Here is a 13,658-nt window from a genome sequence, read left to right on the forward strand (position 1 = left end):
AAACGTCGGACCGGATCTATTCGGTCGAATCGCCACCAGCCACGCGATTCCGCACCTGGCTCCCTCGTCCTCGCGGGGCGTCCCCTATGTTTTCCTCCCGGACGAGGGTCCGTTTCGCTGTCACACGTCCCTCACACCCTCGATGATCGTTCGTGTCAATACCGCTTATCGAAACAGAACCGGCGGATTACTGAACGGACGGTGGTTTGCGATAAAGAATAGAATGGTTTTTAACAGACGACGCGTACGTGTGGGTATGTCTCATTCCGACAACGGACAGACGCGATCGGCAACGACTCGCCGACGAGTTCTCGCCGCGATGGGCGGCGCGAGCGTCGTCGGTCTGGCGGGCTGCGTCGGCGGCGACGGCGGCGACGGCGGCGACGGATCCGACGGCGGTGACGGCGGCGACGGCACGAACGAGTTCGTCGCCTCGGCCGCCGCGAATCCGGGCACGTTCGACCCGACGATCATCACCGACGCGACCTCCAACTCCGTCGTCGGAACGATGGCGTACGAGCGACTGGTCGCACTGACCTTCGACTACTCCGAGATCCGCGGCGAGCTCGCCTCCGAGTACGAGCAGGTCGACGACACCACCTTCCGGTTCCAGCTCCGCGAGGGCGTCACGTTCCACAACGGCGACGAGTTCACCGCGGAGGACGTCGCGTTCTCCATCAACCGGACGAGCGGCACGACCAACGACGCCGACGTCTCGTTCATCGAGAACGTCGAGATCCTCGGCGACTACGAGGTCGAGATCACGTCGAGCGACCCGCACGCGCCCTTCTTGAACGACCTCGCCGCGGTCCCGATCCTCACGAGCAAGACGGACGCGATCAGCGAGAACCCGGAGCAGGACGAGCACGACTTCACCGAGCAGACCCTCGGGACCGGCCCGTGGGAGCTAGAGGAGTTCTCGGCCGAGGACCGCGCCGTCCTCGTCCCCTACGAGGACTACTGGTACGACGGCGACGAGTACCCCGGCACGGCGCCGTGGGACCAGGTCACGTTCCGGGTCATCCCGGAGCAGGTCTCTCAGGAGGAGGCGATGGCCGCCGGCGAGCTCGACATGATCGACAACGCGGCCCCGTTCGAGCTCGACCAGTGGGAGAACCAGACCGGCGAGGTCGTCACCGGCAGCGCCGTCGGGTTCGACTTCATCTCGTACCCGGTCAACCAGAGCCCGTTCACGAACGAGAAGCTCCGGCGCGGGATGACCCGTCTCCTCCCGAAGTCGGACGTCATCGAGGCCGTCTTCGGCGGCTACGCGACCGAGCTCGCGGCCCCGATCAGCCCCGGTCTCGGCGCGTTCTGGGACCCCGAACACGAGCAGAACCTCCTCGACGAGTACGTCGGCCAGGACGAGGAGGAGGGGCTCAGACTCATCGGCGAGGCGTTCGAGGAGGAGGACATCGAGGCGCCGTTCGACGTCTCCTTCATCACCAACGTCAACCGGACCCGCGAGCGGTGGATGGAGATCATCCAGCAGACGATGGACGAGACCGAGTACTTCAACGCGGAGCTCGACGTCCGCGCGTTCGACGACCTCGTCCCGTTCCTGCTCGACCCCGAGGGCGCAGCGGCCAGCACGGACGTCGTCGGAATCGGTTGGACCGGCGGCTCCGACCCCGACGGCCACGTGAACCAGCTGCTCCACTCCAGTCAGCACGTCCCCGACGGGTTCAATTGGAACCTCTACGAGAACGAGGAGATGGACCAGCTCATCACCGAGGGGCAGACGACCCTCGGCGCCGAGGAGCGGCTCCCGATCTACCAAGACCTGCAGGAGCTCGTCGCGCAGGACGTGCCGATGGCGAACATGTGGACCGGCGACGTGATCGACGTTCTCAACCCGGAGAACATCGAGTCGCTCGACCAGTGGAGCCCGCACCCGAACGCGAGCAACCGGTACAACACGCTGTACAAGCCCCACCTCGACGAGATCGTCTACCCGGCGGAGTAACGGTCCCGAACACCCGATAGCCCTCTCATTTCACCTCGATGAGCCTTCAACGATTCGTACTCAAACGCGGCCTGATAACCATCCCGCTACTGTTAGGGATCTCCCTGCTCACCTTCGGGATGGTCCACGCCATCCCCGGTGATCCGATCGACTTCATCACGCTGTTCACGGACCTCGATCCGCAGACGGAGATGGAGATACGAGCCGAATACGGTCTCGATCAGCCGGTGTACATCCAGTATATCGACTGGGTCACCAGCGCTGCGACCGGCGACTTCGGCCGGTCGATCATCACCCGCGACCCGGTCATCGACGAGATCATGACTCGGCTCCCGTACACGCTCGTGATGGGGATCATGGCGTTCGGCGTCACCCTCGTCACGGCGATTCCCACCGGCGTGATCGCGGCGTACTACCGCAACACCAAGATCGATCAGGCCAGCCGCGTCTTCGCGCTGCTCGGGATCGCGATCCCGAACTTCCTGCTCGGCCTGCTGCTGCTCCTGATCTTCGCGAGCTGGCTCGACCTGTTCCCGATCCTCCCGCCGACCTCGCAGGGGATACTCAGCTACGACATGCTGGTGTACACGCTGTTGCCCGCGATCACCATCGGCACCGGCTCCACCGCCCTGTTGATGCGACTGATGCGGTCCTCGATGGTGGAAGAGCTCGACAAGGACTACGTCCGGACGGCGCGCGCGAAGGGCCTCCCGGAGCGGACGGTCGTGCAGAAACACGTCCTCCGGAACTCGCTGATCTCGGTCGTCACCGTGGCCGCCATCCAGGTCGCGTTCATCATCAGCGGCTCCGTCGTCGTCGAGATCGTCTTCTCGTATCCGGGCATCGGCCGCCTCCTCGTCAATCGAGTGGGGAACCGCGACTTCCCGGTGATCCAGGCGATCGTCCTCCTGATCGGTGTCGCCGTGATACTCGCGAACTTCGTCGCGGACGTGCTCTACGCGTACCTCGACCCCCGAATCCGATACTAAATAATGTCAAGCGAAACCTCACAGCGGACGACGGAACGCGGACGAATACGGGTCACCGGCTTCGACGTCGACCGCGTCGAGTCCCGGGACCCGCTCTCCTCGTGGGAGCCGGACCTCCAGTCGGAGGAGGGACGCGGTCGCCTCGAGTACGCGTGGAAGCGGTTCAGACGCAACCGCCTCGCGCTGTTCGGCGCGGCCACCATCGGCTTCATGATCCTGCTCGCGGTGTTCTCCCGACCCATCCAGCTCCCGAGTAGCTTCCCGGTGCTGGCCGGCCAGACGGTACAGCCGTTCTCGCTCGCGCCGGCCGACCCCGCGAATCAGGACGTTATCACCGGCTACCGGGAGCCGACGCTCGAAAACGTCCTCACGTGGCCCCCCACGGGCCTCTACCTGTTCGGCGCCGACTGGGCCGGCCGCGACATCCTCTCGCGGGTGATGTACGGCGGCCGCTGGAGCCTCTCTATCGGCTTTATCGCGGTCGCCATGGCGCTGCTCGTCGGGATCCCGCTCGGCTCGGTCGCGGGCTACTACGGCGGCAAGGTCGACGAGCTCATCATGCGGATCGTCGACATGCTGTACGCGTTCCCGTTCATCGTGCTCGCGATCGCGGTCATCGCGGTGCTGGGGCGCGGCTACTGGGAGATGATCCTCGCCTTGGTCGTCGTCGGCTGGCTCCCGTACGCCCGCATCATCCGCGGCGAGATCTTAAGCGTCAAAGAAAACGAGTACGTCACCGCCGCGAAGGCGCTCGGCTCCCGCGACCGGTCGATCATCGTCCGCCACATCCTGCCGAACGCGATGGCGCCGGTGATCGTGCAGGCGACGCTCAGCATCGGCACCACGGTGCTCGTCGCCGCGGCGCTCGGGTTCATCGGGCTCGGCCTGTCGCCGGCGAGCGCGGAGTGGGGCGTCATGCTCAACGTCGAGCAGGACGCGATCGCCCGCGGTCGCTGGTGGGCCGGGCTGTTCCCGGGCCTCGCCATCTTCGTCTTCGTGATGGCGATCAACCTCGTCGGCGACGGCGTCCGCGACGCGTTCGACCCGCAGGGCGATCAGACGGACTCCGACACCGGGGGGCTCCGCTGATGGCGATGCTCGAAGTCGAGGACCTCAACGTGCGCTTTTACACCGACGACGGCGTCGTCAAGGCGACGAACGACCTCTCGTACCGGATCGAGGCCGGCGAGCGGTTCGGCGTCGTCGGCGAGAGCGGGGCCGGCAAGAGCGTCACGAGCCTCGCGCTGATGCGCCTCATCGACGAGCCGGGCGTCATCGAGAGCGGGGAGATCCGTTTCAAGGGGCAGAACCTCCTCGAGATGAACGAAGAGGAGATGCGCTCGCTCCGCGGCAACGAGATCGCGATGATCTTCCAAGACGCCGAGACCGCGCTGAACCCCTCGTACACGGTCGGCGAGCAGATATCGGAGGCGATCCGGTACCATCTCGACCTCGACGAGGCGGCGGCCCGCGAGCGCGCGATCGAGACGCTGGAGTCGGTCGGGATCCCGTCGGCGGCCGAGCGGTACAGCGACTACCCGCACGAGTTCTCCGGCGGGATGCAACAGCGCGTCGTGATCGCGATCGCGCTGTCGTGTGACCCCGACCTCATCATCGCCGACGAGCCGACCACGGCGCTCGACGTCACCATCGAGGCGCAGATCCTCGAGCTGTTAGAGGAGGTCGCGACCGAGTTCGACACCGCGATCCAGCTCATCACCCACGACCTCGGCGTCGTCGCCGAGTTCTGCGACCGCGTGATGGTGATGTACGCGGGCCACCCGGTGGAGATGGCGCCTGTCGAGGACGTGTACTACAACCCGCAACACCCCTACACCGTCGGACTGATGAGCTCGATCCCGCGGATCGGCGACGACCGCGATCGGCTACAGACGATCCCCGGGCGGATGCCGGACCTGATAGAGATGCCGCCGGGGTGTAACTTCCATCCCCGGTGTCCGTACGCCGAGGAGTCGTGCACGCGCGTGGATCCGCAGCTCGTCGACGTCGAGACCGGCGATCCCGCGGACCCGATCAACAGCGACGCGCAGACCGCCGCGTGCCTCGCGCACACCGGCGAGCTCACGGGGGAGCTGGAGTACGAGGTGACCGTCCGCGGCGAGGACGACTTCCCCGGGCCGGACGGCGCGTCGAGCTCCGCGGAGGTGACCGACCGATGAGCGGCTCCGAGCCGCTCCTCCGCGTCGAGGGGCTCGAGAAGTACTACGAGTCCGAGAGCGACTTCATCGACCGACTCCTCGGCCGCCAGAAGAAGGTGAAGGCGGTCGACGGCGTCTCCTTCGAGATCAACGAGGGCGAGACGCTGGGGCTGGTCGGCGAGAGCGGCTGTGGAAAGAGTACCATCGGTCGGTCGATCCTCCAGCTCCGGGAGCCGACCGCCGGATCGGTGTACTTCAAAGGGCAGGATATCACGACCCTCTCCGACAGCGAGCTCCGCGACCTCCGGAAGGAGATGCAGATCATCTTCCAGAACCCACAGTCGAGCCTCAACCCGCGCCTGACGGTGAACGACATCATCGGCGAGGCGCTCGACATACACGGGATCGAGGGCGACGTCACCCGCGACGCCCGCATCAAGGATCTGCTCGAACGGGTGGGGCTCAACGCGAGCCACGCCAACCGCTACCCGCACGAGTTCTCGGGCGGGCAGCTCCAGCGGATCGGGATCGCCCGCGCGCTCGCCGTGGACCCGGACTTCATCGTCTGCGACGAGCCCGTCTCGGCGCTCGACGTGTCCGTGCAGGCGCAGATCCTCAACCTGCTGGAGGACCTCCAAGACGAGCTGGGGATCGCCTACCTGTTCATCGCGCACGACCTCTCGGTCGTCGAGCACATCGCCGACGAGATCGCCGTGATGTACCTCGGGAAGATCGCCGAGATCGGCACCCCCGAGGAGCTGTTCGTGCCGCCGCAACACCCCTACACCGAGGCGTTGCTGTCGGCGATTCCGGAGCCGGACCCGTTGTGGGAGGGCGACAGGATACTCCTGGAGGGGTCGGTCCCCTCGCCGATCGACCCGCCCTCCGGGTGCAAGTTCCACACGCGGTGTCCGCGCGTCATTCCGCCGTCGGACTACGAGTTCGAACAGGAGGAGTGGCGCGCCGTCATGTCCTTCCGCCACCGCGCCCGCGAGGAGGACATCGCTGTCGAGACGTTCGGCGACGACGACGATGCGCTCACCGAGGCGCTCCGCGACGAGCTCGACCTGCCGTCGTCGCTGACTGACCCGGAGGCGGAGCGGGTGGTCGAGGAGGCGCTCCGGTCGGTCGCGGACGAGGAGTTCGCCGCCGCGGAGAGCGTCCTGAGAGAGACGTTCGAGACCCCCTGCACGACGGACGAGCCGGCGCTCCGCCGGACCGACGCCGGACGGGTCGCGTGCCACCTCTTCGACCCGGCCTACGAGAGCGGACCGACCGACGGGACGAGGACCGACGACGGGGCAGTGACCGGGGACGGGGCGGCGGCGAGCGGCGACGACTGAGCCCGTTCGGCTCGGCGTCGACCTCGCCCGCCCCGACGACACGCTTATTCCTCCCGACGGGTACCCTCACTCATGCGTCGATCACGCGGGCGTGACGGGGTCGACCGTTCCGACGACGACCCGTTCCGACCGAACGAGTCCGCCGAGCGCCACCGCCCTCAGGCCGCCAGAACGCTTCCGGCGGCGACGCTGACCCGGTGGCTGCTCCCGGCGCGGCTCCACCGCTGGGCGGTCTCCGTCAGCGTCGACACGCCGGCGGCGGCGTACGAGCGGGGCGAACCGGTTCCGGTCGCGATCGAACTCCGGAACCCGCTGCCGGTCCCGGTGACGGTGCGGACTACGTCGCCGGTCCCGTGGACGTGGCACGTCGACGGCCACCGCGACGCCTCGCACGTTCCCGAACCGCTCCCGGAGTCGGAGACTCGGTTCACGCTCGACCGCGGCGAACGCCGTCGGTTCACCCGGCGGTGGGAGCAGAGCTTCCGGGTCTCGAAGAGGGACTGGGAGCCGGCCGAACGCGGCGAACACACCATCGGAGCCGGGCTCGCCGTGGACGACCCGGCCGGAAAGGGCGTGTACGACGAGACGACAGTGCGTATCGAGTGACCGGGGCCGTGGGCCAGCGGCCGCCGGCCTACTCGTCGGCGTCGCTCGGGATGTCGATCTCCTCCTGATGATACCGCTCGGTCGCGAGCTCCGCGACCGTCCGGAGCGACTCGACGAGCTCGTCCGACTCGTCGAGCGCGTACCGGTTCGGCTCGCGGCCCTCGGTGCGGTCGATCGCCAGGAGTCCGAACGGTTCGAGCCCGTCGAGCCCCTCGTGGACGACGGTCTGATCGACGCCGGCGCCCGCGGCGATCCGCTCGACTGACAGGGGTTCGGAGGCGTAGAACAGCGTCGCGACGATCCGAGCCCGCACCCGATTCGCGAACAGGAGCGCGAGCCCGTTCTCCTCGACGAGTCGCGTGTACTCCTCGGTCGATTGCTCGTCCATGCCCGTCGTTCACGAGCGAGCGGGATGACGGCTTCGGAATCCGCGGTCCTCGGTGGCGGGGATCTGAGCCGGCCGCGGTGGCGATTACTGTGGGAACGTTTAACGTGGCCGGTGTCGTCCGGTCGGTAGATCGCATGACGGGTGACGACGACGCGACGGCGGACGCCCCGGACCGGTCGGTCGACGACCGCCGGCGCCGCGCGCTGGTGTACGGTGGACTCGCCGCGCTCGCGGGCACGGGCACCGCCGGCGCGTGGTACGTCTCACGCGACGATCCGGCGCCGCCGCAGGAGCCCGACGACGGGGAACCGGAGGAGACGGGAGCGCCGGACGAGGTCGACCACGACGGCGAGACGGCCCCGTCGATCGTCCGGCGGTACGCGCCGGACCTCTACTTCGGGGCCCTCGAGAAGTGGTACCCCACGGACCCGCGTCCGTACGTCGTCGAGACCGCTGCGGGCTCGGTCGTCGACGGATTCACCGCGCTCGACGGTTACGCGGCGGCGTTCCGCGAGGCGGGGGCGCCGCCAGCGCCGACCGTGTTCTACAGCGTCGTCGAGGCCGCCGAGGGAGTCGACGCCCTGCAGTACTGGCTCTACTCCGCGTTCGACCAGTTCGCGGTCAACTTCCACTGGCACGACTGGGAGCTGTTGCAGGTGTTCGTCGAGCGCGAGACCGGCGAGCCGCTGCTGCTCTCGGCGAGCGCTCACTCCCGCGCGAGCCCGAACAACGAGTTCCTCGAGCCGGAGATCCCGGACGGGGCCCGTCCCGGGATCCTCTCCGAAGTCGGCTCGCACTCGAGCGCGAGCGAGGTCAACGGCCTCGTGCCGACCTTCGAGCGGCTCCCGACGGCCGACCTGCTCTCCGACGTGACCAACGACGTGGTCGACGTCTCGGCGTCGCTCCGCGCGCCATTCGCGTACGGGCTTCCCCGCGACGAGGGGGCGCGGCTCCCGTTCGTGCTTCCCGAACTCGACGGCGTCCCCCTCCACGAGCACCCGTCGCTCTCGATCGACCGGACGGACCTCATCGACGAGCGGGTGACGGTCGGATCGTGGGGAGGGCTCCCAGTCCCGCCCGGCGACCTTCCGCTTCGCGAGCCGGGACTCGTGCTCGCGCACCCCGAGAGCCGCCTCGCGACCGGCGAGGGCGACGGCGACGCCGCGGCCGACGCCACCTACGCGCTCGAACCGATCGCGCCGCTTCGGGAGGCGATCGACGACTTCGTCGGCCCTCAGCTGAGCTTCGAGTTCGCGGTCCCAGGGTTCGCCGAGGACGCGATCGCGAGTCACATAACCTCGGTCGGGGTCCCGTGGGAGCAGGACCGGTTCGCGGATCCGCTCTCGGACGTGACCGACCCGGCCCACCGACGGCGGGTCGACGGCGCCGAACCGACGGGGCTCACGGATCGGGTCGTCGGACGGGTGCGACAGCTCCGCGCGGGCACCGAGGGCGCACTCGACGGCGTCTCGGACGCGGCGCGCGACGCGGTCGCCGGCGTCGCCGGCGTCTCGCTGTTCGCGCCCCAGACGGAGCTCGCCGTCCGACTGGCGAGCGAGGATCCCACGGCGACGGCGACCCGCGGCGGGGCGTTCGGCTTCCTCCGCGTCGAGCCCGGGCCGCACCTCCTCGTGGTCAACGGCCCCGGGTTCGCCCCGATCGCGGAACGGTTCGTCCACGAGGGCGGACTCGTCCGCGCCGGCGGCGACGGCGAACTCGTCGCGGTGGCGACCGAGGACGCCGGGTGGATCCGCGGCGACGGGCGAGAGACGGGGGGAATCGACCGGGTCCGAGTCGTCGAGGACTACGCGGGCGTGATCTACGAGGGAGCGCCGGCGGAGACGGACCGGTTCGCGGTCGCGGTTCACCGCGAGGGCAAGTACACGGTCGAGGTGGTCGACCGCGACGGTCGCCTCGGGGCCTACCGGGTGACGGCGGACTCGTTCGACGCGAACGGGGAGGCGGTCCGCGAGGAGGTCCGGACCGGGAAGCTCGCGCTCGCGCGGACCCTCCGCGACGAGGTCGCCGAGCTGTACGGGCTCGCGGAGTCGCTCTCGGAGTCCGCCCGCGACGACTCCGACGGCGAACACGACCCGGCGCTCGACCGGCTCAGCCGCGCCCGGCGCGCGGCCGACGGCGCGGTCGCGGCCGCGGAGGACGGCGAGGAGGAACCGGCCGACGATCGGCTGTTCGACGTCGGGTCCGCGCTTTCGGAGTTCCGAGAGCTCCTCGCCGGCGAGGACCGGAGCGGATACGACGACGCGGCGGTCGCGGCGATGGCCCCGAAGGCGCTCGCGGGGATCGAGCGGGTCGACGCCGCCGTCGACGCTCCCCTCTGACCGGCGGAGGGAGACCGCGGGCTCCCGAATTTCACTGGGCGGTGGGTTCGCCGAAGCGACCCCGTCGGACTCACCGGCGGCCGTCGATCGGCCCATCCAAAACGCCGCCGTGTCGCGTTCGTAAACCCGCATCCGCGATATCAATAACGGGTCGTCACGGATCGCCGCGGACTCACGCGTCGCTCCGGTCCGACGCCGCTCGGCGCTCGCCGCCGGGGTCTCGACCTCGGTCGCGCGCTCTCGCCCCCTCTTCGGAGTAAGCCGGTCGTACCGCCTTTGCAACCCCATAACTAACCGATCGGGACTGCCATCCACCGTATGGCCGTTACTCCGCTCACACCGTCGTTCGACCTCTCCCCGTCGTCGGGAATCGGCGCCCCGCCGCTCCAGTTTTCGGGCGACTTCCTCGAACTGGCGGTGGTGTTTTTCCTCATCGCGATCGTGGCGGCGATCTTCGGCGCGCGCGGGGTCGCCGGGGTCTCGATGGCGGCCGCGAAGTGGCTCGTCATCGTCTTCGTCGTGCTGGCGATCATCTCGGTGCTGCTCTGAGGGGGTCCCGACCGTGGTCGCCGAGAGCAGAGAGCGCGCGAACGCGGGCCTCGGCTCCGTGAGGTCCGCGATCGACCCGGTGACGCGGTTCGAATCGCGGCGTCCGGGTCTCCGATAGATGGACGCCCAACGCTGGTGGCCGCCGCTCGTCGAGCTCGCGGCGATCGCTTGGATCGCGCTGTTCCTCGCCGACCTCGCGATCGGCGTCGATCTGCTCGTCGCCTCCGCGGGGACCGAGAAGGCGGTCCGCGGCGCGCTGCAGTGGCTCCTCGTCGTCTTCCTCCTCGACCTCGTGCTCCTCTATCGGTGGTCGGACAGCGGCCCGAGGGAATTCGTCCGTTCGAACTGGGTTCTCGTCCTCACCGCGGTCCCGTGGTTCCGTCCGTTCCGACTCCTCCGCGTCGGTCGCTCGGTGCGCGCGTTACGGCTCCTCACCGGATCGCGTCGGATCGGGTCGCTCCTGACAAAGCTCCGCCGCAAGTGTCGGAGCTTGTGGCGACGCTTACGCGACTGAGGTCCTCGCCGAGGTCGGAATCCATTCGTCGAGCGACGGTCTCCACTCATCGAACGGCCACCGCACGCCCCGCTCGCCGTCGCCGGTGGCCGGCGCGCGCTGGTAGTCGACGAACCGAACGTCGACGCGGACCGATCGAGCCGTCCGGTTGTCGATCTCGGCCTGGAGATCGGTCGCGAGCCGCTCGTGTTCGCTGTCGCCGGAGCGCCCCACAGTTACCGTCACCGAGACCTCGTCGCTGAACGCGCCCGCGTCGTTGTACTCGGTCGCGACGCCGGCGAGCTCCAGCTCGCTGTACTCCTCGCCGTCGAGGACCGTTTGGACCCCGTCGTTCGCCTCCTGCTCGAAGACGAGGTGCTGGTACGTGCCGAGGGCGGTCACCGCGACGACGACGACGAACAACAGGACGATCACGGCGTACGCGCCCGACCGCAGCGAGACGTCGGCGCTCTCGCGGACGGCGGGAATGACCGACGAACGGTAGCCGAGCGCGACGAGCGTGAGGTACGCGGTGAGGTTGATGAAGACGATGTTCATCAAGAGCAGGACGGTTCCGCCCGCGACGACGAGCGGCTGGCCCCAGGCCGTGCCGATGCCGGCCACCGCCGCCGCGGGGACGATGGCCGCCGCGACGGCGACGCCGGCGATGGAGACGGGGAGGTCGGTCGCAATCGCGAGCGCGCCGGCGAACCCGGCGGAGACGGCGATGGCGAACGTCAGGAGGTTCGGGGTGACGAACGCGCCCACCTGCCCGATGGTCGCGACGTCCAGCGTCGACGGGACGAATCCGCTCCGCTGCAGGAACACGCTCATCGCGACCGCGCCGAGGTACGCGACGACGAGTCCCGTCACCTGCGAGGTGGCGCTGTCGACGACCATCTCGTGGTCGCTGATGACGGCGCCGACGCTCGCGGAGAGCGTCGATCCGGCGAACGGCGCGATCACCATGGCGCCGACGATGACGATCGCGGAGTCCAGGAGGAGGCCGCCGACCGCGACGACGGCGCTCGCGACGGCGAACGCGAGGTAGGTCGCCGTGTCCGGCGTCAGATCCTCCGCGCGCGCCCGGATTTCGACGTTCGGAGCGCCTCTTTTACCCTTCGGCCCCTCGACGTACCGGTCTTCCAACTCGTCCGCGTTCGGCACCGTCGCCTCCTCGACGTCCGTGACGACGGTGTACGTGTCCTCGTCGAGTCCGGCCTCGTACAGCCGGTCGAGGACCACGCCCACGGCGCCTGACGGCACCGGTATCTCCGCCAGACTCCCCTCTCGACCACCGTTCGCGTCGGTGAAGACGAACTCCACCTCCATCTCCGAGAGCGCCTCTCGGACGGCGTCGCGGTCGTCTTTCGGGACGAAAACCTGAACGAGTCTCACACCGGCCAGTCGCGGCAGATGCGTTTTACTAATCACCTGCTACGGATCAGTAACGGAGAACATATTCGACCGAGCGGTCCGACATCGAGCGCAACGCTCGACGCTATCGGAGTTAAAACCGACTCACGACACGTGAGAAACCGGTCCGGACGCTCGCGACCCGCGTAGCGACGAGGCCAGGGCCCTCTACTCGTGAACCGCTGACACCTCGCCGGTTTTGCGACAGTATAACTAATGAATCGTCTCCGCCACTACCCGCATGGACACCGCGTCACTCGCGACACCGGTCGACCGACGCCCGCCGTCGACCGTGAGGCCTCGACCCCCGTTCGACGCCCTCGATGACTGAAGACGGAGCCTCCGTCGGCGCATGAGGCCGTCGGGATCCGACGACGCGAGGGGCCCCTCCCGCGCGTCGGTAAGGCAACTCGCGGCGGCGGTCGTCGCACTCGCCCGGAAAAACGATATCGGCGTCGTCGCTTCGGGCGTCGCGTTTTACCTGTTCAACTCCCTCGTGCCGCTGCTGTTGTTCGCGTTTATCGGGCTCTCGGCGGCCGGGTGGCTCGGCCCCGCCGTCGGCCTCTTCGGAGCCGTGGCCGGGATCGACGCCGGCGCGCTCGCCGCCTCGTTGGATTCGATCGTCGGCGACGACGCGGACCGACGACGGGCGGTCGTCATCGCCGGTCTGATCCTGTTGTGGAGCTCGCTGCGATTGGTGCAGGCGATCAACGTGTCGTTTCAGACGATACACGGCGTGCGCCACGAGCACTCGGTGGTCGAGACCGTGTTGGACAGTCTGATCGTGTTCGCGACGATCATCGTCCTCGTTCCCGTCGGGTCGCTGCTCGTGGTGGCGCTGACGGTCGCGACGGACGTCTCCGTCGTTAGGGCGGTCAGTGCTCCGCTGCTGTGCGTCGCGCTCTTCGCCGGGTTTCTGCCGATGTACTACCGGTTCTCGGCCCCGGAGACGACGCTCTCGCAGGCGTTTCCGGGCGCGGCGCTCGCCGCGGTCGCGTGGGCGCTCTGCGCCGTCGGGCTCCGGCTGTACATCTCGACCTCACAGAGCGTCAGACTGTACGGCGTCGCCGGCGGCGTCCTTCTGGTGTTGACGTGGCTGTACGTCGGCGGCCTGACGCTCCTCGCCGGGGCGGCCCTGAACGCCGTTCTGACGGGGAGCGTCGACATCGACGCCGGCGAGCGTCCCGACGGGTGACCGGGAGACGGGCGGCATCGGAAGAAACGGTGGCCTCGGCACTCACGACTCACAACCTATCCATAGTGAATGTACTTAACACAGTTATAGACGCCGCTCAGTCAATTATCTGTTCACTTTCGATTACCACTCTTCGGGCGGTCGACCCTACGTGGAAGCTCGGACATGCCGTACGGCTTCTCGATACTACTGACCAGCCGCGCTGTTTATGCCTG

Annotated in this window: 12 protein-coding genes; 10 read left to right on the forward strand and 2 right to left on the reverse strand. The window is 68.4% G+C overall.

The features are described from left to right. The first annotated feature begins 256 nt into the window (after positions 1-256). From DJ75_RS06215 to DJ75_RS06240, 6 genes are all read left to right on the forward strand, one after another. Positions 257-1,966, forward strand: a complete 1,710-nt coding sequence (locus DJ75_RS06215; RefSeq protein WP_141211987.1) for an ABC transporter substrate-binding protein — start codon at positions 257-259, stop codon at positions 1,964-1,966. Positions 1,967-2,004: 38 nt separating this feature from the next. Next, complete coding sequence (locus DJ75_RS06220; protein ID WP_094523550.1) at positions 2,005-2,955, forward strand: ABC transporter permease; 951 nt, start codon at positions 2,005-2,007, stop codon at positions 2,953-2,955. A gap of 3 nt (positions 2,956-2,958) precedes the next feature. Beyond that, complete coding sequence (locus DJ75_RS06225; RefSeq protein WP_094523552.1) at positions 2,959-4,044, forward strand: ABC transporter permease; 1,086 nt, start codon at positions 2,959-2,961, stop codon at positions 4,042-4,044. Next, the gene (locus tag DJ75_RS06230) at positions 4,044-5,135 is read left to right on the forward strand and encodes an ABC transporter ATP-binding protein (protein ID WP_094523554.1); all 1,092 of its coding nucleotides are present in this window, start codon (positions 4,044-4,046) and stop codon (positions 5,133-5,135) included. The genes DJ75_RS06225 and DJ75_RS06230 overlap by 1 nt, the downstream gene beginning before the upstream one ends. Further along, the gene (locus DJ75_RS06235; protein WP_094523556.1) at positions 5,132-6,457 is read left to right on the forward strand and encodes an ABC transporter ATP-binding protein; all 1,326 of its coding nucleotides are present in this window, start codon (positions 5,132-5,134) and stop codon (positions 6,455-6,457) included. Before DJ75_RS06230 ends, DJ75_RS06235 begins: the two co-directional genes overlap by 4 nt. A 72-nt stretch (positions 6,458-6,529) precedes the next feature. Next, positions 6,530-7,063, forward strand: a complete 534-nt coding sequence (locus DJ75_RS06240) for a hypothetical protein (RefSeq protein WP_094523558.1) — start codon at positions 6,530-6,532, stop codon at positions 7,061-7,063. 28 nt (positions 7,064-7,091) lie between these two features. Here DJ75_RS06240 and DJ75_RS06245 read toward each other — a convergent pair whose 3' ends face one another. Further along, positions 7,092-7,451: a hypothetical protein gene (locus tag DJ75_RS06245; protein WP_094523560.1), complete on the reverse strand. Its 360-nt coding sequence runs from the start codon at positions 7,449-7,451 to the stop codon at positions 7,092-7,094. A 134-nt stretch (positions 7,452-7,585) separates the two neighbouring features. Between DJ75_RS06245 and DJ75_RS06250 the strand changes: the two genes are divergently transcribed. The 3 genes from DJ75_RS06250 (at position 7,586) to DJ75_RS06260 (ending at position 10,853) form a co-directional block, all read left to right on the forward strand. After that, complete coding sequence (locus tag DJ75_RS06250; protein ID WP_254921889.1) at positions 7,586-9,790, forward strand: hypothetical protein; 2,205 nt, start codon at positions 7,586-7,588, stop codon at positions 9,788-9,790. Between the two features lie 318 nt (positions 9,791-10,108). Further along, complete coding sequence (locus tag DJ75_RS06255) at positions 10,109-10,339, forward strand: DUF1328 family protein (protein WP_094523562.1); 231 nt, start codon at positions 10,109-10,111, stop codon at positions 10,337-10,339. Between the two features lie 118 nt (positions 10,340-10,457). Beyond that, positions 10,458-10,853 (forward strand): hypothetical protein, encoded by a 396-nt coding sequence (locus DJ75_RS06260; protein ID WP_094523564.1) that lies wholly within the window; start codon positions 10,458-10,460, stop codon positions 10,851-10,853. Here DJ75_RS06260 and DJ75_RS06265 read toward each other — a convergent pair. Continuing rightward, positions 10,842-12,230, reverse strand: coding sequence for a DUF389 domain-containing protein (locus DJ75_RS06265; RefSeq protein ID WP_094523566.1), 1,389 nt, complete (start codon positions 12,228-12,230; stop codon positions 10,842-10,844). The genes DJ75_RS06260 and DJ75_RS06265 overlap by 12 nt on opposite strands. A 370-nt stretch (positions 12,231-12,600) precedes the next feature. Between DJ75_RS06265 and DJ75_RS06270 the strand changes: the two genes are divergently transcribed. After that, a complete protein-coding gene (locus tag DJ75_RS06270) occupies positions 12,601-13,443 on the forward strand; it encodes a YihY/virulence factor BrkB family protein (RefSeq protein WP_094523568.1) in 843 nt (280 codons plus the stop codon). The last annotated feature ends 215 nt before the right edge of the window (positions 13,444-13,658 follow it).

Source organism: Halorubrum sp. Eb13 (assembly GCF_002252895.1).
Classification (GTDB): Archaea; Halobacteriota; Halobacteria; order Halobacteriales; family Haloferacaceae; genus Halorubrum.

Coding starts and splice junctions, on each gene's coding strand:
- DJ75_RS06215 (WP_141211987.1), top strand. CDS start 257: ATGTCTCATTCCGACAACGGACAGACGCGATCGGCAACGACTCGCCGA.
- DJ75_RS06220 (WP_094523550.1), top strand. CDS start 2,005: ATGAGCCTTCAACGATTCGTACTCAAACGCGGCCTGATAACCATCCCG.
- DJ75_RS06225 (WP_094523552.1), top strand. CDS start 2,959: ATGTCAAGCGAAACCTCACAGCGGACGACGGAACGCGGACGAATACGG.
- DJ75_RS06230 (WP_094523554.1), top strand. CDS start 4,044: ATGGCGATGCTCGAAGTCGAGGACCTCAACGTGCGCTTTTACACCGAC.
- DJ75_RS06235 (WP_094523556.1), top strand. CDS start 5,132: ATGAGCGGCTCCGAGCCGCTCCTCCGCGTCGAGGGGCTCGAGAAGTAC.
- DJ75_RS06240 (WP_094523558.1), top strand. CDS start 6,530: ATGCGTCGATCACGCGGGCGTGACGGGGTCGACCGTTCCGACGACGAC.
- DJ75_RS06245 (WP_094523560.1), bottom strand. CDS start 7,451: ATGGACGAGCAATCGACCGAGGAGTACACGCGACTCGTCGAGGAGAAC.
- DJ75_RS06250 (WP_254921889.1), top strand. CDS start 7,586: ATGACGGGTGACGACGACGCGACGGCGGACGCCCCGGACCGGTCGGTC.
- DJ75_RS06255 (WP_094523562.1), top strand. CDS start 10,109: ATGGCCGTTACTCCGCTCACACCGTCGTTCGACCTCTCCCCGTCGTCG.
- DJ75_RS06260 (WP_094523564.1), top strand. CDS start 10,458: ATGGACGCCCAACGCTGGTGGCCGCCGCTCGTCGAGCTCGCGGCGATC.
- DJ75_RS06270 (WP_094523568.1), top strand. CDS start 12,601: ATGAGGCCGTCGGGATCCGACGACGCGAGGGGCCCCTCCCGCGCGTCG.